Consider the following 19,268-nt stretch of genomic DNA (forward strand, 5'->3'; position numbering starts at 1 on the left):
CCGCCGGCCCGCCCGCTCACGCCTGCTTGTCCCCCGGAGCGACCGTCACCGAGCGGTCGAGGCGGTTGGACGCGTCATCGAGCTCACGCACGGAGGGGTGGTGCAGGTCGAACGCCGGGGATTCGGAACGGATCCGGGGCAGCGTGACGAAGTTGTGCCGGGGCGGCGGGCAGGAGGTCGCCCACTCCAGCGAACGGCCGTAGCCCCACGGGTCGTCGACCCCGACGTACTCGCCGTACTTGGCCGTCTTCCAGACGTTGTACAGGAACGGGAGCATCGACAGTCCGAGCAGGAACGAGGAGATCGTCGAGATGGTGTTCAGCGCGGTGAAGCCGTCCGCCGCGAGGTAGTCGGCGTAGCGGCGCGGCATGCCTTCCGCCCCCAGCCAGTGCTGCACCAGGAACGTGCCGTGGAAGCCCACGAACAGCGTCCAGAAGGTGATCTTGCCGAGCCGCTCGTCCAGCATCTTTCCGGTGAACTTCGGCCACCAGAAGTGGAATCCCGCGAACATCGCGAAGACCACGGTGCCGAAGACCACGTAGTGGAAGTGCGCCACCACGAAGTACGAGTCCGAGACGTGGAAGTCCATCGGGGGCGACGCGAGGATGACACCGGTGAGGCCGCCGAAGAGGAAGGTGACGAGAAAACCGACGGACCAGAGCATCGGCGTCTCGAAGGAGAGCGAGCCCTTCCACATCGTGCCGATCCAGTTGAAGAACTTCACCCCGGTCGGTACCGCGATGAGGAACGTCATGAACGAGAAGAACGGCAGCAGCACACCGCCGGTGACGTACATGTGGTGCGCCCACACGGTCACGGACAGACCCGCGATGGCGATCGTCGCGCCGACCAGACCGATGTATCCGAAGATCGGTTTCCGGCTGAAGACGGGAATGATCTCGGTGACGATCCCGAAGAACGGGAGCGCGATGATGTAGACCTCCGGATGGCCGAAGAACCAGAAGAGGTGCTGCCACAGGAGCGCGCCGCCGTTGGCCGCGTCGAAGACGTGCGCCCCGAACTTGCGGTCCGCCTCCAGGGCCAGCAGCGCCGCGGCCAGCACCGGGAAGGCCAGCAGGACCAGGACGGCGGTCAGCAGGACGTTCCAGACGAAGATCGGCATGCGGAACATCGTCATGCCGGGTGCGCGCATGCAGATGATCGTGGTGATGAAGTTGACCGAGCCGAGGATCGTGCCGAATCCGGAGAAGGCCAGACCCATGATCCACATGTCGGCGCCGACGCCCGGCGAGCGGACCGCGTCCGTCAGCGGGGAGTAGGCGAACCAGCCGAAGTCGGCCGCACCCTGGGGGGTGAGGAAGCCGGCCACCGCGATGATCGAGCCGAAGAGGTAGAGCCAGTACGCGAACATGTTCAGCCGCGGGAACGCCACGTCGGGCGCACCGATCTGCAGCGGCATGATCCAGTTGGTGAAGCCGGCGAACAGCGGTGTCGCGAACATCAGCAGCATGATCGTGCCGTGCATCGTGAACGCCTGGTTGAACTGCTCGTTCGACATGATCTGCGAACCCGGACGGGCCAGCTCGGCGCGCATGAAGAGCGCGAGCAGACCGCCGATGAGGAAGAACGCGAACGAGGTGACCAGGTAGAGCGAGCCGATCGTCTTGTGGTCCGTGGTGGTCATCCACGTGATGACGACGTTTCCCGGTTCTCTGCTGTGTACCGGAAGCTCGTTGGCGTAGGACTCGTCGTCCTGCGCCGCCCCTGTTGTACCCGTCGTCGTCACTGGGACGCTCCTTCGATTGTCTGCCGCCGGTGGACCGCGCACCCGGCGTGGCGCCGCCTCCACCGGGGTCGGCCGAACGGCCCTGCCCGCACGTCGCGCGCGTTTCCGGTTGCAGCAAACCAGCCGGGTGGCCGCCCGGGGTGGCCCTGTGCCCTCCGTGGCGCGACATTCACCCGTCAGGGCGTCCCCCGAGGCACTCCGCGGCACCGGCCCGGCCCGCCGCCGGAAACGGCGCCGCCCCGGCTCGACGGTGTGTCGGCCGGGGCGGAACGGTCACGAGCGGTGCGGGTGGGGGGAGCGGCAGGGCCACTCCCCCCGTCCACGGCATCCGGTCAGACGAGGCTCGCGATCGCCTGGTTGAACGTCGCGGACGGCCGCATGACGGCCGAGGCCTTGGCCGGGTCGGGCTGGTAGTAGCCGCCGATGTCCACCGGCTTGCCCTGGACCGCGACCAGCTCGTCGACGATGGTCCCCTCGTTCTCGGACAGCGTCTTGGCGAGCGGCGCGAAGGCCTCTGCCAGCTTGGCGTCGGCGGTCTGCCGCGCCAGCTCCTGGGCCCAGTACAGGGCCAGGTAGAAGTGGCTGCCGCGGTTGTCGATGCCGCCGAGCCTGCGGCTGGGGGACTTGTCCTCGTTCAGGAACGTGGCCGTCGCGCGGTCCAGCGTGTCCGCGAGGACCTGGGCGCCGGCGTTGTCCGTCGTCTGCGCGAGGTGCTCGAAGCTGACGGCGAGGGCGAGGAACTCACCCAGGCTGTCCCAGCGCAGGTAGTTCTCCTTGACGAGCTGCTGCACGTGCTTCGGCGCGGAACCGCCGGCGCCCGTCTCGAACAGACCGCCGCCGTTCATCAGCGGGACGACGGAGAGCATCTTCGCACTGGTGCCCAGCTCGAGGATGGGGAACAGGTCGGTGAGGTAGTCACGCAGCACGTTGCCGGTGACGGAGATGGTGTCCTCGCCGCGGCGGATGCGCTCCAGGGAGAACGCGGTGGCCTTCACCGGCGACATGATCTCGATCTGCAGACCGTCGGTGTCGTGGTCGGCCAGGTACGTCCTGACCTTCTCGATGAGCTTGGCGTCGTGCGCGCGGTCCTCGTCGAGCCAGAACACGGCCGGGTTGCCGGTCGCGCGGGCGCGGGTGACGGCGAGCTTGACCCAGTCCTGGATCGGCAGGTCCTTGGCCTGGCACACGCGGAAGATGTCTCCGGCGCCGACGGCCTGCTCCAGCACGGCCTCGCCGTTGCCGTTGACGACCCGCACCGTGCCGGTGGTGGGGATCTCGAAGGTCTTGTCGTGGCTGCCGTACTCCTCGGCCTTCTGCGCCATGAGGCCGACGTTGGAGACCGAGCCCATCGTGGCCGGGTCGTACGCGCCGTTGGCCCGGCAGTCGTCGATGACGACCTGGTAGACACCCGCGTAGCTGCTGTCGGGCAGCACGGCGAGGGTGTCGGCCTCCCCGCCGTCCGGGCCCCACATGTGGCCGGAGGTGCGGATCATGGCCGGCATCGAGGCGTCCACGATGACGTCGCTGGGGACGTGCAGGTTGGTGATGCCCTTGTCGGAGTCGACCATCGCCAGGGCGGGGCCCTCGGCGAGCTCGGCCTCGAAGGAGGCCTTGATCTCGGCACCGATGTGCGGGACCGAGTCCAGGCCCTTGAGGATGCCGCCGAGGCCGTCGTTCGGGGTCAGGCCGGCGGCGGCGAGCGCCTCTCCGTACTTGGCGAAGGTGTTCGGGAAGAAGGCGCGGACCACGTGGCCGAAGATGATCGGGTCGGAGACCTTCATCATGGTGGCCTTGAGGTGCACCGAGAAGAGGATGTCCTCCTCCTTGGCGCGGGCGACCTGTGCGGTGAAGAACTCGCGCAGCGCGGCGACGCGCATGACCGCGGCGTCCACGACCTCACCGGCGAGCACCGGTACGGACTCGCGCAGCACGGTGGTGGTGCCGTCGTCGCCCACCAGCTCGATGCGCAGGCTGCCGGCCTCTTCGATCACGACGGACTTCTCGGTGGAGCGGAAGTCGTCGACGCCCATGGTCGCGACGTTCGTCTTCGAGTCGGCCGTCCAGGCGCCCATGCGGTGCGGGTGCGCCTTGGCGTAGTTCTTGACCGACGCGGGGGCGCGGCGGTCGGAGTTGCCCTCGCGCAGGACGGGGTTGACCGCACTGCCCTTGATCTTGTCGTAACGCGCGCGGGCGTCCTTCTCCGCGTCGGACTTCGGGTCGTCCGGGTAGTCCGGGAGCGCGTAGCCCTGCTCCTGGAGCTCCGCGACCGCGGCCTTCAGCTGCGGGATCGACGCCGAGACGTTCGGCAGCTTGATGATGTTGGCGCCGGGGGTCGTGGCCAGCGCGCCGAGCTCCGCGAGCGCGTCGTCGACGCGCTGGTTCTCCTGGAGGCTGTCGGGGAAGCTGGCGATGATCCGGCCCGCCAGGGAGATGTCACGGCTCTCCACGGTGACCCCGGCCTTGGAGGCGTAGGCCTCGATCACCGGCAGGAACGAATACGTCGCCAGGGCCGGGGCCTCGTCGGTGTGTGTATAGATGATGGTCGAGTCAGTCACCCTGTGCTCCGCTCCACGTCTGCAACATTGCTTGACATCAAGATATCTCGTGATCGCCGCCGCCTCGACAGGGCCCTGCTCCGCACGGGCCGGAACCCGCCGTACCGCCGCGCGGCCCGGCCGGCAGCCGCGTCCGCCGCCGCGCTTTGCCATTGATTTGCCGTAGCGCCCCACCCCTGGCAGCGTGCGGCGGTATGAGTCCGGAAATCGAACACGACGAGCCGCTGACGCTGGCGGTACGGCTGCGCGAGCAGAAGAGCCCGAAGGCGCACGAGCGGCTGCTGGCCCTGGCGGCGCGATATCCCGAGGACGCCGCCATCGCCTATCAGACCGCCTGGTCGCACGATTCCCTCGGCCTGGAGGCACAGGCGGTGCCGTTCTACGAGCGGGCGCTGGAGGGTCCGGGGCTTTCGGCCGAGGACCGTCACGGGGCCTTCCTCGGCCTCGGCAGCACGCTGCGGGTGCTGGGCCGCTACGAGGCGGCGCGCGGAGTATTGCGCAGCGGTCTGGAGGAGTTCGCGCACGATGCCTCGCTGCTGACGTTCCTGGCGATGACGCTGTACAACCTCGGTGAGTCCCGCGAGGCCGTACGGACCCTCCTCAAGGTCACGGCGGCCACCAGTGCGGACGACCGGGTCCAGTCGTACCGCCCGGCGATCGAGTACTACGCCGACCGCCTGGACGAGACGGAGTAAGGGAGCGGGCTCCCAAGGGCCCCTCAGGGCCGTCCCGCCTCCGGGACCTCCTCGCCGGCCGGCACCGGCCCCGGCGGGGTGCCGTCGCCGAAGGGCCGGCCGCCCAGCTGTTCGCGGTGGTGCGGGGACAGCCAGCCCGACAGGTCGGGGCCGACGGGCACGATGCCGGTGGGGTTGATGCCCGTGTGGACCCGGTAGTAGTGCTGCTTGATGTGGTGGAAGTCGACCGTGTCACCGAAGCCGGGGGTCTGGTAGAGGTCCCTGGCGTAGGCCCACAGGACCGGGTCCTCGGTCAGTTTCGAGCGGTTGCACTTGAAGTGTCCGTGGTACACGGCGTCGAAGCGCACGAGTGTGGTGAAGAGCCGGATGTCGGCCTCTGTGACGGTGTCCCCCACCAGGTAGCGCCGGTCCGCGAGGCGCTGCGACACCAGGTCCAGGCGGCGGAACACATCCGCGTACGCGGCCTCGTACTCCCGCTGTCCGGCCGCGAACCCGGCCCGGTACACACCGTTGTTCACGTCGCGGTAGACGCCCTCCATGACCTCGTCGATCTCCTCGCGCAGCGGCTCGGGGTAGAGGTCGGGCGCCCCGGGGCGGTGCAGCGCGGTCCATTCGGTGGCGAGGTCCAGGGTGATCTGCTGGTAGTCGTTGGTGACGAGCTTGCCGCTGGGGATGTCGACGACGGCGGGGACGCTGACTCCGCCGGGGTACCCGCTCTCCCGCTTGTCGTACGCCTCGCCGAGGTACTTGATGCCGAGCACCGGGTCCCGGTCGTCCTCGTCCAGCGTGAAGCGCCAGCTGCGGTCGTCCTGCAGCGGATCGGTGACGGCGAGCGAGAGCGCGTCCTCAAGCCCGAGCAGCCGGCGGGAGACCAGGGCGCGGCTCGCCCAGGGGCAGGCCCGGCTGACGACCAGGCGGTAGCGGCCGGCCTCGACGGGCCAGCCGTCCCGGCCGTCGGCGGTGATCCGGTCGGCGAAGTGGCTGCGGGAACGCTTGAAGGGCTTGTGCCCGTACGCGGTGTTGCCGTCCGGTTCGGTGCTGGCGGGATCGTTCATGGTGTCTCTCCCTGCGGCAGGGCCCGAGGACTTGTGCCGGATCAGGCCGGGTTCGCGGATCGCAATCGTAGCGACGGTGCCTCAAGGGGCGGCGGACTCCCGATGACGGCTTCTCCCCCGCCGTACCCCGCCGACGTCGGCCAGGGCCACGATCAGCCCGGCCAGCACGAAGGCGACGGAGATGACCAGCCCGTGGTCGTACGCGCTGGACCAGCCGGCCGAACCCATCCGGGCGAAGAAGACCGAGCCGACAGCGGCGATCCCGATCGCAGAGCCGACGCGCTGGCCGGTCTGGAGGGTGCCGCCGGCACTGCCCGCGGTGGCCACCGGCACCTGGGACAGAGTCAGGGTCTGGTTGGGGGCGATGACCAGGCCACTGCCCAGACCGGCCAGCAGCAGCGGGGCGGCCATCGCCCAGCCCGCGCCCCTGCCGGGCACCAGGTGGACGGCGAGCGCGGTGGCCCCGAGTCCGACGGCCACGGTCGCCATGCCGATGACGACCAGGGGGCGCCCGTACCGGCCGACCAGCCTGCCGCCGGGGCTCGCGGCGACGGCGGACCCGAGGGCGAAGGGCGTGATCGCGAGCCCCGCCATCAGTGCGGTGTAGTGAAGTCCGCTCTGGAGGTAGAGCGTGGTGATGAAGAAGATCGAGGTGAATCCCGCGAAGTACAGCAGGATCAGCAGGCACCCCAGCCAGTAGGAGCGGACGCGGAAGAGCGAGAGTTCCACCACTGGCTGGGTGCCTTTTCTGGAGCACCGGGACTCCCAGCCGACGAAGGCGGCGAGCAGCGCGGCGGCCGCGGGCAGGAACAGCCATTTGCCGTCGCCCGGCCACTGGCGCGACTGGACGAAGGGCAGCAGCAGCGCCAGCACGCCGGAGCCCAGCAGCAGCACTCCGACCGGGTCCAGGTCCCGCAGCCGCACCGGGCCGGCGGACGGCGTGTCCGGCAGCAGCCGGTGGGCCAGCAGCAGGCAGACGGCCCCGAGCGGCAGGTTGACGTAGAACACCCAGCGCCAGCCCTCCTCCGCGCCGGCCGCCTGGATCAGGAGTCCGCCCAGCAGCGGGCCGACGGCGGTGGAGATCCCGACCACGGTGCCGAACATGCCGAAGGCCCGGCCCCGTTCGCGGCCGGAGAACATCTGCTGGATGAGAGCGGAGATCTGGGGCGACACCAGGCCGCCCGCCAGGCCCTGGACCAGTCGGGCGATCACCAGCCAGAGGCTGGACTGGGCGGCTCCGCAGGCCGCGGACGACAGGGTGAAGAGCGCCAGCCCGGCCATGAAGACCTGGCGGCGCCCCCGGGCGTCGCCGAGCCGTCCGGCGGGAATCAGGAAGAGTCCGAAGGCGAGGGCGTAACCGGACAGCACCCACTGCAGGTCGGACTCCGGGGTGTGCAGGCCCTCCCGGATCGACGGCAGTGCGACGTTGACGATCGACACGTCCAACAGGGTCATGAAGCCTGCGACCAGGCACACCGCGAGCGCCCGCCACCGCCGGGGATCGGGCGCGTCCGGCCCGTCGGCGGACTCCGCACCCCGCCCCCCTGACCCCCGGTACGCCGCACTCTCTGCCATGGCTCGCACCCTAGGTCGCACGCCCCGATTCCTCATCCCGGCAGGGCCACCCGGCCGTGCGCCGCGCGCTACATTGGCGCGGTCACCGTCGGCGAGAACCAGCGCCAGTGTTCGTGCCTGCCGCGAAACGCCAGAGAAAAGCTTGCATATGCAAGGAATAATCACCTAAGGTGCGGCATATGCAGTCCTACACAATCGGACAGGCCGCCCGTCTGCTGGGCGTCAGCCCGGACACCGCACGCCGCTGGGCGGACGCCGGCCGCGTGGCGACCCACCGCGAGGACGGCGGGCGCCGCCTCATCGACGGCCGCGACCTGGCGGCGTTCTCCGTGGAGGTCGCCCAGGGCGGCTCCGGCGAGGACGACGCGTCCTACACCTCGGCCCGCAACGCCTTTCCCGGCATCGTCACCGCCGTCAAGCTCGGGGACGTGGCGGCGCAGGTGGAGATCCAGGCCGGTCCGCACCGGCTCGTGTCACTGCTGACCCGGGAAGCGGTCGAGGAGCTCGGGCTCGAGGTGGGCATGCAGGCCACCGCCCGGGTGAAGTCGACCAGCGTGCATATCGACCGCACCTGACCCGGACGCGGCCCGTGCCCGTGCCCGTCCAGCGGTGTGCCCCCGGGACACGTCTCACCGCGGCAAGGACAGCCCGTCAGTAGACTCGGCCGCGAGCCGCCACCGGTGCCGTCCGACCCCGACTGCGGAAGGCCGTGCGCCACCGGGATCAACGGCTCACGAAGCGGCCCCTGAGCTGCGAGAACCTGATCAGGGCGCCACCTGATGGCCCTACTGGGAGGTTACCGTTGAAGATGCTGATCAACGTCCCCGAGACCGTGGTCGCGGATGCTCTGCGCGGGATGGCCGCCGCCCATCCGGAACTGACCGTGGACGTCGAGAACCGTGTCGTCGTACGGCGTGACGCGCCCGTGGCCGGAAAGGCCGCCCTGGTATCCGGTGGCGGATCCGGGCACGAGCCGCTGCATGCCGGGTTCGTCGGGCCGGGGATGCTGTCGGCCGCGTGCGCCGGCGAGGTGTTCACGTCCCCGGTGCCGGATCAGATGGTGCGGGCCGCCGCCGCCGTCGACAGCGGTGCGGGCGTGCTCTTCGTCGTCAAGAACTACACCGGCGACGTACTCAACTTCGAGATGGCCGCAGAGCTGGCCGAAGAGGAGGGGATACGGGTCGCCCAGGTACTCGTCAACGACGATGTCGCGGTCACCGACAGCCTCTTCACAGCGGGGCGGCGGGGCACCGGAGCGACACTGTTCGTCGAGAAGATCGCCGGCGCGGCGGCCGAGGAGGGTGCTCCGCTGGACCGGGTGGCGGCGATCGCGCGGCAGGTGAACGAGTCGTCGCGCAGTTTCGGGGTGGCGCTGACCTCCGTGACCACACCCGCCAAGGGCTCGCCCACCTTCGATCTGCCCGCGGGCGAACTCGAACTCGGGGTGGGGATCCACGGTGAACCGGGGCGTGAGCGGCGTCCGATGATGACGTCACGGGAGATCGCGGACTTCGCGGTGGACGCGGTGCTGGAGGACCTGCGGCCGCACGGTCCGGTGATCGCGCTGGTCAACGGGATGGGGGCGACACCGCTGCTGGAGCTGTACGGGTTCAATGCCGAGGTGCAGCGGGTGCTGTCCGAGCGGGGCGTTGCCGTGGCTCGTACGCTCGTCGGCAACTATGTGACCTCGCTCGACATGGCTGGCTGTTCGGTGACGCTCTGCCAGGTGGACGAGGAGCTGGTGCGGCTCTGGGACGCACCGGTGGAGACCCCCGCACTGCGCTGGGGCCGTTGAGCCTTCCCGCTCCGCCGTTGCCGCGCACCGTGCCCCACCCGATGAACCCAAGGAGATCATGTGCTCGACACCGACTTCTTCCGCCGCTGGATGACCACGACCGCCGCCGCGGTGGACCGCGAGGCCGCGCATCTGACGGACCTCGACTCGGCGATCGGGGACGCCGACCACGGCAGCAATCTCCAGCGCGGATTCACCGCGGTGACGGCTGCCCTCGACAAGGAACCGCCGCGGACGCCGGGGGCCGTACTGATACTCGCCGGACGGCAGTTGATCTCCACCGTCGGAGGGGCGTCCGGCCCGCTGTACGGCACGCTGCTGCGGCGTACGGGAAAGGCGCTGGGTGACGATGCCCCCGCCGTGACCCGCGACGAGCTGGCGCGGGCGCTCGGGGCGGGCGTGGCGGCGGTGGCCCAGCTGGGCGGGGCCCAGGCCGGGGACAAGACGATGCTCGACGCCCTGCTGCCGGCGGCCGAGGCGCTCGGGACATCGTTCGAGGCGGCGCGGGACGCGGCGCGGGCGGGCGCGCTGGCGACCGTGCCCCTACAGGCGCGCAAGGGCCGGGCGAGCTATCTGGGCGAACGGAGCATCGGACATCAGGATCCGGGGGCCACGTCCTCCGCGCTGCTGATCGCCGCACTGGCGGAGACCGGCGATGCCGCCGGGGGCGCCGCATGAGCGCGGACAAGCAGGTCGGGATCGTGCTCGTCTCGCACAGCGGGCCGGTGGCGGAGGCGGTCGCCGCGCTGGCCAGGGGGCTCGCGGCCGGTGGCGCGACCGCCCCGGTGGCCGCCGCCGGAGGTACGCCCGCGGGCGGCCTCGGGACGAGCCCGGAGCTCATCGCAAAGGCGGCAAGATCGGTGGACGCCGGCGCGGGTGTCGCCGTGCTGGTCGACCTGGGCAGTGCGGTGCTCACGGTCAAGGCGATGCTCGCAGAGGGCGACGAACTCCCGGACGGGGCCCGGCTGGTGGACGCCCCACTGGTGGAGGGCGCGGTGGCCGCGGTGGTCACCGCGTCGGCGGGCGGCGACCTCGATGCCGTGGCGGCCGCCGCTTCGGAGGCGTACGACTACCGCAAGGTGTAGGGCGGGGCCGCCGTGTCGCCGGCGCGGCTCCCGGCCCGTTCGCCCACACTTGACGGCATGTCACCGAACGAGCGGCGCAGCGCCGGGCTCCTCCTCTTCCGTACCACCGGGGAATCCGGCCTGGAAGTCCTCCTCGGCCACATGGGCGGGCCGTTCTGGGCGGGCCGGGAGCGCGCGGCGTGGTCGGTGCCGAAGGGTGAGTACGGCCCCGGGGAGGAGGCGGCGGCCGCGGCCCGGCGGGAGTTCGGGGAGGAGTTCGGCCACCCGGCCCCGGACGGTGCGTGGGTGGCGCTGGGCGAATCGCGGCAGTCCGGCGGCAAGACCGTGACGGTGTGGGCGCTGGAGGCCGACCTCGATCCGGCGACGGCCGTTCCGGGGACGTTCACGATGGAGTGGCCCCGGGGGTCCGGCGTGCGGCGGGAGTTCCCGGAGATCGACCGGTTCGCCTGGTGTACGCCGGAGGTGGCCGCCGAGCGGCTCGTCAAGGGGCAGCGGGTCTTCGTGGACCGGCTGCGCGACGTGCTGAGCGGCGAGCGCGGGGCGTCCGCGCCGGGCGGGTCCTGAGCCCCGGGCCGGTGGACGTTGCGGGAGACGATCTCCACCTGTCGTTCCACCCATGGGTCCAGGTGCGAGAGACCGTGCGACAGCAGTCTTGAGGGCATGACAACGACCGACTGGATCACCGACATCGCCCTCGTCCTGGTCGTCTTCCGGCAGCTGCGGGAAGGCCGACTGGACCTCAAGACCTTCCTGATCCCGCTGGGGATCGTGGCCTTCGTGGCGCACTCGTACCTCGACAGCGTGCCCACCGCGGGCAACGACCTGGTGCTGATCGGCGCGCTGATGGCCGTCGGCGCGGCCCTCGGCATCGCGGGCGGCGTCTACACCCGGGTCCGGGCCGTGGGCGAACACCTGCTGATCAAGGCCGGCGTGGTCTCCGCGGTCCTGTGGGTGCTCGGCATGGGCGCCCGCATGGGCTTCCAGATCTGGGTCTCGCACGGCGGGGGCGCGGACGACGTGGCACGGTTCAGCATCGCCCACCACATCACCACGGATCAGGCCTGGGTCGCCGCCTTCGTCCTGATGGCGCTCACCGAGGTCATCACGCGGCTCGCCACGATCTTCGTCCGGAGCCGGATGGTGAACGGCAGGCAGCCGCACACGACCGCGGCGGCACATCCGGCGCCCTCCCTCGGCCCCACGGCCTGACCATGGACTATGGTCACGCCGTGCCCGAAGCACAGAGCGTCCCAGAAAAGCGGAGCACCGCTACAGAGCAGAGCGCGCCCGGTAGGGGCTCGGCCCCGTACCGGGTGCCCGGCCCCCTGACCCTCACAGGTCACGATCCTCGCGTGGGCTGGGTCCTGACCCTCTGCGTCATCGGCTCCGCGTTCATCACCGTACGGCCGATCGGGCTCAGCGGCCGGGGCCTCGTGGTCGCCGCGCTCATCGTCGTCAACTCCCTGGCCCTCCTGGCCCGGCAACTGCCCGAGACCAGGGTCCCGCCCCGCGTCGCCCTGGTCTGGCTGACCCTCGGCATCGTCGCCGCGGCCGCCCTGATCGCCGTCAGCCGCAGCGGATCGGGCTACCTCTTCGCGTTCTTCCTCGTCGGTCACGCCGGATACCGGCTGCAGCCCAGGCCGGCCCTGGCCCTCGCGGCGTTCTGCAGCCTGCTGTGCGGCGGAGTCCTGTACTTCCGCATCGGCCCCGGCCACCACCTGCTGCCCTGGGCGGTCGGTCTGGCCACCGGCACCCCGGTCGTCATCGGCATCATCAACCGCAGCCGCCGGCGCGCCGTCCAGGCGGTCATCGAGGCCGCGGAGTCCGCCGAGCGGGCCGCCCGCGCCGAGGCGCAGGCCGCCGTCCTCACCGAGCGGGGGCGGATCGCCCGCGACGTGCACGACGTCCTGGCCCACTCCCTCGCGGGCATCAACATGCAGCTGGAGCTGGCGGACGCCCTGATCGAAACCGGTGACCTGGAGAAGGTCCGCGAGGCGAACCAGAAGGCGCACAGCATGGTCAAGGAGAGCCTGAAGCAGGCCCAGTGGACCGTGCACGCGCTCCGTGAGGACTCCCTGCCGCTGGTGGCCAGCCTGACCGCGATGCTCGACTCGTCCGGCCACCGCGACGCCCTCACCCTCACCGGCACAGAGCGCGACGTACCGTCCCAGGTCACACAGAACCTGCTGCGAATCGCGCAGGAGTCGCTGACCAACGCCGCCCGGCACGCGCCCGGCGGCGAGGTGCGGGTGGAGCTGACATTCGATTCCGCATCGACGACACTGAGGATCCGTAACAGCGCGGCGACCCGTGCGGTGCGCGCGGGCGTCGGCAGCGGAATGGGGCTGATCGGCATGCGGGAACGGGTCGCCCTGCTGGGTGGCACGATCACCGCGGGCCCGGTCACCGAAGGACCGGACGAAGGCGGCTGGCAAGTGGAAGCAGTGATACCGGGATGAGTGAACCGACGCAGGATCCCCAGCGGCTGCGTGTGATCGTCGCCGACGACCAGGCTGCCGTACGGGAGCCGCTGGCCGCCGTCCTCGGTCTGGCCGAGGACATCGACGTCGTCGCCTCGGCCGCCGACGGCACAGAGGTACTCGCCGCAGTCGCCGCAGGCCCGGTCGACGTGGTCCTGATGGACCTGCGGATGCCGGTGATGGACGGCACCGAGGCGACCCGGCGGCTCACAGAGGAGCACCCCGAGGTCGCCGTGGTCGTCCTGACCACGTTCGCCGACGACGACTCCATCCTCGCCGCGCTGAGCGCCGGCGCCACCGGCTATCTCACCAAGAACGCGGGGCGCCAGGACATCACCCGCGCCATCCGCGCCGCCGCCGCGGGGCAGTCCGTCCTCGACCGCGAAGTCCAGAACCGCCTCCTGGCGACGGTCCGCACCAAGCCCCCGGCCCCCGCGCAGCCGCTGCCCCGTGACATCACCCCGCGCGAGCGCGAGGTCCTCACCCTGATCGGCCAGGGCCTGCCGAACCGTGCCATCGCCGAGAAGCTCTTCATCAGCGAGGCCACGGTGAAGACGCACATCAACAACCTCTTCGCCAAGGCGGACATCAAGGACCGCGCCGACGCCGTGCGCCGCGCCCTCGGGGCAGGCCTGGCCTGAGCCGTCGAGACTCCGCGGCCCCACCTGGCCACGGCCTGTCCGGCGGATCAGGAGGGCGTCATGCCGGTAGGCCGCGTACGCAGGCCGAGGGCAGTGCCCGCTCCATCCCCTTCAGATGCAGGACGTCCAGCCCATGGCCGTACGCCGTCCAGGCGGCCGCCCCGTACAACCGCGGCCCACACGACGGCGACGAGCGCACGCCCTCCGTCGCGACCAGCGTGTTGAGCAACTGCGTGGTGATGCGGTCGAGTGCCGGCCTGATTTCCTTGTCGAGGTCCGGCCGCCGGGTGGGCCGTCTTTCCGGATGCGCGTCCCAGCGGGTGTACAGCCCGCGCTGCACCAGCTTGTTCGCCTCGATCTGATCCCCGAAGACGGCGACCACCGTCGCAGGGTCCAGCCCGAGCCCGACAGCCCGAGCGGCTGCGTCATCGAGGATCCTCTGCTCCCGAGCGGGGTCGTCGACCGGCCGGTCGGTGCCGTACTTGGCTGCGGCCACCTTGTCGGCGATCAGCAACCGCTCGGCGAACAGATCGGCCAGCGGCGTGAGCGCACGGGCGGCAGAGGGCCCGGGCGCGACGGGCTCCGCAGGCTGCGGTCCGGCGACGGCGGGCATGGCAGCGGCACCGGAGAGCAACAGCGCGGCGCATGAGGCGACCGCCACGGATCGGGTACGTCGGGTTCGCACAGAGCGTGTCCTTTCCATCGTGTCCATATGAGGATGAGCTCAAGGCGTAGGGGCGCTGCTGATCGACACGGGCCCTGCCTGGTGAACATCTGCCGGGTCTGGCCGCATGCACCGTCACGGCGGCGGCACCGACCCCCGGTCCGAGCAGCGTCGGCGCCACCGGGACCGCGCCTGGAGGCGCTCGGTCGTGGGGTGGCATAGCGTTTCCCATGACGGGCCGGGGTCAACAGTGGTGATACGGGACGGCGGATCAGCGGTGGATCGTCACGAGGGCAGAGCTGCACGTCAGGCGGATGACGGATGGTGGTCAGGCCGTCTGCATGAGCTCTGGCTCGTCGCCGAAACTGCGCAGGACGTGACGGGTCTGGCCGATTCTCTCTACGACATGCTGCTCCGTATGCCCGGTGTACTGGCAGTCGTGGGTACCCGCTGGAGCGGCGGGCTGCTGCACTATCTGCGGAGCGTCACCTTGGCGGAGCCGACGTCAGCACTCCTGGAAATCGAACGGGACTACGGCGAATCCGGCGCCGCCGGCGCTCCGGACGGTGATCCGACCGTCACGGTTCACGATGTGTCGGCGCTGGACGGCGCCATGCCGCATGTCCAGGTGCTGGCGGCGGCAGGCGCGCGGAGCTTCGCCGAGTGTGCTGTACCACTGGGGCAGGGCGGCTGGGCCTCGTTCATGGTCGGCACCGCGGGCAGGGACACCATCGACGTGACGCTGCGGATCCGGTTGAAGCAGGTGGCCGAGGTCGCCATGGTCTCGGACCGGCGCATCATGGCGCGGCGTGCCGACGAGGTGCGTCAGGTGAGTGACGCCTTCCTGGCGGAGGCGTCGTTGCAGATGGATTCGAGCCTCGATGTGAAGAGCACCGTGCGGCGGGTGGCACGTACGGCCGTTCCTGCCATCGCCGAGGGGTGCGTCCTGCATCTGTGTCTTCCCGAGGGGCTGAAACCCGTGTCCTTCACGCACATGGACGCCCGTGAGCAGCAGTGGCTCGGCAAGGTCGCGGCAGAGGACGCCTGGCTGACGGAGACGCTGCACAGGGTGCTCGACAGCGGGCGGGCGCTGGCGCTGAAGGGTGAGGGGCTGCGAGGGGGGCCTTTCGGGCCCGCCTCGTCCGGGGCGGGCCGCGCCGTGCGGGCGATCAGTGTGAACCCGCTCAACGCCCGGGGCCGGGTTCTGGGCACCCTGACGTTTCTCTACCATCGGGCGGTCGTGGCCGAGGGGGCATCACGGTTCCTGGCGGGTCTGGCCGACCGGGCCGCGTTGGCCATCGACAGCAGCACCCTGCACGAACAGCGGCGGCACCATGTGGCCTCTCTCCAGCGACATCTGCTCCCGCGAGAACTGCCGCGGATTCCGGGGCTCACGCTGGGTTCCGCGTACGAAGTGGGTGACGTCTCGCTCGATGTGGGCGGTGACTTCTACGACGCCGTCCCGGGGACGCAGGGTGGTGTGACCCTCCTCATCGGCGATGTCTGCGGTCGTGGGGCGGAGGCGGCGGCACTGACGGGTCTGGCCCGCCACACCCTGCGCGCCCTTTTCGAGGACGGCAGTACGCCCGAGCACGCGCTGGAACGGCTGAATCAGGCCCTGGTCAGGGAGAGCACGTCCCGCTTCGTGACGGCGCTCGTAGCGGTACTGGTACCGGACGGAGAGGGGTTTCGTGTGCGCTACTGGAGTGCCGGGCATCCGGCGCCTCTGCTGCGGCGTGCGGATGGCACAGTGGAGGAGCTCGTCGCCCACGGGGATCTGCTGGGCGTGCTGGAGGACATCGAGTACGGGTCCGGCTCTGTGCGCCTGACCCCGGGGGACGCGCTGGTGATGTTCACCGACGGAGTGACCGAGGCGAGAGCGGCCGACGGGCTGTTCTTCGAATCGCGCCTGCAGGAGGAGGTGGCGCGGCGGGGTGCCGGTGATGCCCAGGGGTTCGCCGAGCGGCTGGCGGAGGCTGTCGTGGAATTCCGGGCGACGGGCGCCGACGACATCGCCGTGCTCGTCGCACGGGCGGAGTCCCTCGGATGAGCGGCGCCGCCGGGGAGCAGAGGATCGATCACGATCTCGTCTGGGTGGTCGAGGATTCGGCGGAGGACGCCGAGGCCATCGCGCGGGCGCTCCGTCGCACCCATCCGGGTCTGGCGCTGGACTTCACCGACCGGGGGACGGGATTCGTCGAGCGGTTGCTGGAAGCCGCCCGCCGGCCGGGGCTCGTCCTTCTGGACCTGAAGCTGCCCGGTCCCAGTGGCGCCGAGGTGCTGCGGTCGATCCGCTCCCGGCCAGAACTGGACGGTGTGGCCGTGGTCGCCTTCACCTCGTCCACCGGGCCGGACGAGGTGGACACGACCTATGCGGCAGGGGCCGACAGCTACATCTACAAGCCGGTCAACTTCGAACTCTTCAGCGCGGTGTTGAAGGGGGCTGTCGACTACTGGCAGAGAAAGGCGAAGGGCGGGGACGAGGGCCCTGCCGCTCAGCCTCGCCCCTGACCCTGACCCTGACTGTGGCCCTGAGCCCCTCCCTCCTGACCCAGGGTGAAGAAGAAGGCGGTCCCGCGGCCCGGTTCGCTGTCGAGCCACAGCTCGCCGCCGTGTCGCTCGACGATCCGCCTGACGATCGCGAGTCCCACACCGGTGCCGCCCCCGCGCTCGCCCTGCCCGTGCAGTCTGCGGAAGAGCTCGAAGACCTCGTCCTGCCGGTCGGACGGGATGCCGATCCCGTTGTCCCGGACCACGACGGTCTGCTGTGGCGGCCCGCCGGACGGTGGGCCGAGTGTGTCGACCAGGACCTCTACCGTGCGGTCACCCTGGTCAGCGGCGTACTTGGCCGCATTCACCAGGAGGTTGACCAGCACTTCGTAGATCCGGTTCTCATCGGCGTACACCTCGGGCAGCTCGTGTCTGATGACCCGCACGTGGGCTTCGGCCAGGCGTTCACCGGCCACGTCGAGCGCGGAGTCCAGTACCCGGTCCAGTGGGACACGGGTGCGGTGAAGACCGCCTCGGCCCAGTCGGGCGAAGTGCAGCAGCGAGTCGAGCAGGTCGTCCATCCGGCCGGCCAGTCGCCGCATGGTGTGCAGCCGGCGGACGGTGGTCTCGTCGAGCTCCGCTGCGGCGTCCTCGATGACGAAGGTCGCGGCGTTGGAGATGCCTCGTAGCGGTTCCTTGAGGTCGTGAGCTGCCACGTGGGCGAATGAGTCGAGGTCGGAGTTGGTGATGCGCAGCTGTTCGTTCAACGCCGCGAGCTCCGCCTCGTGCCGGAGTACGAGTCCTGTCAGCGTGCGCCAGAGTTCCTGTGCGGTGGCACGGTCGGTGGGCGTCCAGGGCAGGCACTGTCCGTGGACCACCGCGCGGAATACGGCGCCCGAGCCGCGAGGGGTGAGCCGTTCGCCTCGCGGTCCGACCCGGACGGGCCTGGAGGGGTCGGTGGCCCATTGGCGTGTGGTCGGACGGGCCTTGCGGAACCAGGCGAGGAAATCGCCCGAGCGGCTCAGCGTCACCATCAGGGCCCCTGCCGGTCCGCCTTCCACCATGGCGTCGGGATGGTCCGGCTCCTCCGAGAGGCGGTCCGTACTCCAGACCGTGCCGGGCGCCGGCCCTGCCGCGCGGGCCTGAAGGGTCTCCAGCAGGGCGGGGGAAACGCTCATCCCGCTGATGGTGCTGCGGTCACCGCGGCAGAGCACCGCGCCGTCGGCGTCCAGCAGGTCTCTGAGGGCGTCGTCACCTGCCAGGAGTGAGTCCTCCAGGTCCGACGTGACCCGGGAGATGATCCGGTCGAGGCGCTCGCGGGATGCGGTGAGCGCCTCGGCCTGCTCCCGTTCCTCGATGACCGCGAGCTGGAGGGAGAAGGCCACGCCGAAGAACTCACACGCCGCCCGCATTTCCGGGGGCACGGTGACAGCGGCGTAGCCGTGGCAGGCGATCAGCCCCCAGAGTTCGCCCTCCCGGAGGACACTCACCGACATCGACGACTTCACACCGATGTTCCGCAGGTACTCCAGATGGAAGCCGGACACCGTGCGCAGCACGGAGTTCGACAGGTCCAGCGGCAGGCCGGAATCGGCTCGGAGCGGAGGGTGCAGACCCACGCTGGTGTCGTCCACGTCGGCGATCGCCCGGATCCAGTTGTCGCGGTAGAGCCGCCTCGCCTGGGCCGGGATGTCGCTGGCGGGGAACCAGAGTCCGAGCCAGGGTTCGCAGCCCTCTGCGATGTCCTCCGCGACCACTTCGCCCGGCCCGTTCTCTCCGTCGAAGCGGTAGGCGACCACGCGGTCGAAGCCGGTCAGCGCCCGGATCTCACGGGTGGCCGCCTGGCAGCATTCGACCGCTGTCGCCGAGGACCGCAGACGCGTCAGAGCTCGCCGGACCCCCTGGTAGAAGTGCGAGAAGTGCGGCCCCGCGACGGCGCGCGACTCACACTCCAGAACGACCAGAGGCCCGTGCCGGTGCGCGGTCACGTCGAACATCCGGGGAGCGCCCGCCACATCGATGGGGACGGGGAGAACCAGGCTTGCCGCATCGTGCTGGGCGCAGACCTGGAGCGCCTCGGCCCAGTGCTCGGGGGACAGCAGCCGCGTGATGGGCCCTCCGACCAACTCCTCGGCAGCGATCCCCAGCAGACAACGCGTGTTCAGTGCCGCGGTGTCCACGGTGCCGGTATCGGCATCCACCGCGAGCAGGGTCCCGTGGGACTGGATCATGCCCAGCCGGTGAATGGGCTCCCGGACGCATTCGCTGAGGTCGAAGCCGATGGCCGCCGCCGCTTCGGCCTCGCGGTCCGGTTCCGGTTTCGGTTCCTTTGAGGACATCGCTTCTCCCGCGCACCGAGTTCTCGAACCGCTCCGATCGGGCGTCCGGCTTGTCGCGATCCTTCCACGGCCCCTGCGTCGGAGGGGCTGCCGCGGGCGTGTGTCGTCCTGCCCTCGACGCGGACAGGTGCGGTCACGACGAGTCCG

The 19,268-nt window shown here is 70.5% G+C and carries 17 protein-coding genes; 11 read left to right on the top strand and 6 right to left on the bottom strand.

Annotated elements, in window-relative coordinates; all coding sequences use genetic code 11:
* Positions 1-16 precede the first annotated feature (16 nt).
* Both ctaD and OG892_RS01995 read right to left on the bottom strand, forming a co-directional pair.
* Complete coding sequence (gene ctaD / locus OG892_RS01990; RefSeq protein ID WP_073737963.1) at positions 17-1,747, bottom strand: cytochrome c oxidase subunit I; 1,731 nt, start codon at positions 1,745-1,747, stop codon at positions 17-19.
* A 332-nt stretch (positions 1,748-2,079) separates the two neighbouring features.
* On the bottom strand, positions 2,080-4,302 hold the full coding sequence (locus OG892_RS01995) for an NADP-dependent isocitrate dehydrogenase (protein WP_073737964.1): 2,223 nt from the start codon (positions 4,300-4,302) through the stop codon (positions 2,080-2,082).
* A 194-nt stretch (positions 4,303-4,496) separates the two neighbouring features.
* Between OG892_RS01995 and OG892_RS02000 the strand changes: the two genes are divergently transcribed.
* The gene (locus OG892_RS02000; RefSeq protein ID WP_371628295.1) at positions 4,497-4,997 is read left to right on the top strand and encodes a tetratricopeptide repeat protein; all 501 of its coding nucleotides are present in this window, start codon (positions 4,497-4,499) and stop codon (positions 4,995-4,997) included.
* A gap of 23 nt (positions 4,998-5,020) precedes the next feature.
* On the opposite strand, the gene OG892_RS02005 is transcribed toward OG892_RS02000, so the two are convergent.
* Together OG892_RS02005 and OG892_RS02010 are read right to left on the bottom strand one after the other, a co-directional pair.
* A complete protein-coding gene (locus OG892_RS02005) occupies positions 5,021-6,052 on the bottom strand; it encodes a glutathione S-transferase C-terminal domain-containing protein (RefSeq protein WP_328868113.1) in 1,032 nt (343 codons plus the stop codon).
* A gap of 81 nt (positions 6,053-6,133) precedes the next feature.
* Positions 6,134-7,627 carry an MFS transporter gene (locus OG892_RS02010; RefSeq protein ID WP_371628296.1) on the bottom strand — a complete coding sequence of 498 codons (1,494 nt, stop codon included), beginning with the start codon at positions 7,625-7,627 and terminating at the stop codon, positions 6,134-6,136.
* A gap of 179 nt (positions 7,628-7,806) precedes the next feature.
* On the opposite strand from OG892_RS02010, the gene OG892_RS02015 reads away from it, so the two are divergent.
* The 8 genes from OG892_RS02015 to OG892_RS02050 all read left to right on the top strand — a co-directional run bounded on the left by OG892_RS02015 (position 7,807) and on the right by OG892_RS02050 (position 13,628).
* Positions 7,807-8,202 (top strand): molybdopterin-binding protein, encoded by a 396-nt coding sequence (locus tag OG892_RS02015; RefSeq protein ID WP_073737968.1) that lies wholly within the window; start codon positions 7,807-7,809, stop codon positions 8,200-8,202.
* Positions 8,203-8,435: 233 nt separating this feature from the next.
* A complete protein-coding gene (gene dhaK, locus OG892_RS02020) occupies positions 8,436-9,422 on the top strand; it encodes a dihydroxyacetone kinase subunit DhaK (protein ID WP_328868530.1) in 987 nt (328 codons plus the stop codon).
* Positions 9,423-9,482: 60 nt separating this feature from the next.
* Positions 9,483-10,100, top strand: a complete 618-nt coding sequence (gene dhaL / locus OG892_RS02025; protein WP_073737970.1) for a dihydroxyacetone kinase subunit DhaL — start codon at positions 9,483-9,485, stop codon at positions 10,098-10,100.
* The gene (locus tag OG892_RS02030; protein ID WP_073737971.1) at positions 10,097-10,507 is read left to right on the top strand and encodes a PTS fructose transporter subunit IIA; all 411 of its coding nucleotides are present in this window, start codon (positions 10,097-10,099) and stop codon (positions 10,505-10,507) included. Before dhaL ends, OG892_RS02030 begins: the two co-directional genes overlap by 4 nt.
* Before the next feature lie 57 nt (positions 10,508-10,564).
* Positions 10,565-11,071: an NUDIX domain-containing protein gene (locus OG892_RS02035; RefSeq protein ID WP_328868112.1), complete on the top strand. Its 507-nt coding sequence runs from the start codon at positions 10,565-10,567 to the stop codon at positions 11,069-11,071.
* Between the two features lie 96 nt (positions 11,072-11,167).
* Positions 11,168-11,716 carry a hypothetical protein gene (locus OG892_RS02040; RefSeq protein WP_073737973.1) on the top strand — a complete coding sequence of 183 codons (549 nt, stop codon included), beginning with the start codon at positions 11,168-11,170 and terminating at the stop codon, positions 11,714-11,716.
* Between the two features lie 143 nt (positions 11,717-11,859).
* Positions 11,860-12,966, top strand: coding sequence for a sensor histidine kinase (locus tag OG892_RS02045; protein ID WP_371628297.1), 1,107 nt, complete (start codon positions 11,860-11,862; stop codon positions 12,964-12,966).
* Positions 12,963-13,628, top strand: a complete 666-nt coding sequence (locus OG892_RS02050) for a response regulator (protein WP_371628298.1) — start codon at positions 12,963-12,965, stop codon at positions 13,626-13,628. The genes OG892_RS02045 and OG892_RS02050 overlap by 4 nt, the downstream gene beginning before the upstream one ends.
* 58 nt (positions 13,629-13,686) lie before the next feature.
* On the opposite strand, the gene aroQ is transcribed toward OG892_RS02050, so the two are convergent.
* Positions 13,687-14,241 (bottom strand): gamma subclass chorismate mutase AroQ, encoded by a 555-nt coding sequence (gene aroQ, locus OG892_RS02055; RefSeq protein ID WP_371628299.1) that lies wholly within the window; start codon positions 14,239-14,241, stop codon positions 13,687-13,689.
* A 469-nt stretch (positions 14,242-14,710) separates the two neighbouring features.
* Here aroQ and OG892_RS02060 point away from each other — a divergent pair, with 469 nt between their 5' ends.
* Both OG892_RS02060 and OG892_RS02065 read left to right on the top strand, forming a co-directional pair.
* The gene (locus tag OG892_RS02060) at positions 14,711-16,342 is read left to right on the top strand and encodes a PP2C family protein-serine/threonine phosphatase (protein ID WP_371628300.1); all 1,632 of its coding nucleotides are present in this window, start codon (positions 14,711-14,713) and stop codon (positions 16,340-16,342) included.
* Complete coding sequence (locus OG892_RS02065; RefSeq protein ID WP_371628301.1) at positions 16,339-16,803, top strand: response regulator; 465 nt, start codon at positions 16,339-16,341, stop codon at positions 16,801-16,803. The genes OG892_RS02060 and OG892_RS02065 overlap by 4 nt, the downstream gene beginning before the upstream one ends.
* Here the strand turns inward: OG892_RS02065 and OG892_RS02070 are convergent.
* Positions 16,788-19,121 (bottom strand): ATP-binding protein, encoded by a 2,334-nt coding sequence (locus OG892_RS02070; RefSeq protein WP_371628302.1) that lies wholly within the window; start codon positions 19,119-19,121, stop codon positions 16,788-16,790. The genes OG892_RS02065 and OG892_RS02070 overlap by 16 nt on opposite strands.
* Between the last annotated feature and the right edge of the window lie 147 nt (positions 19,122-19,268).

The sequence above is a fragment of the Streptomyces sp. NBC_00341 genome (assembly GCF_041435055.1).
In the GTDB taxonomy this organism is placed as follows: Bacteria; Actinomycetota; Actinomycetes; order Streptomycetales; family Streptomycetaceae; genus Streptomyces.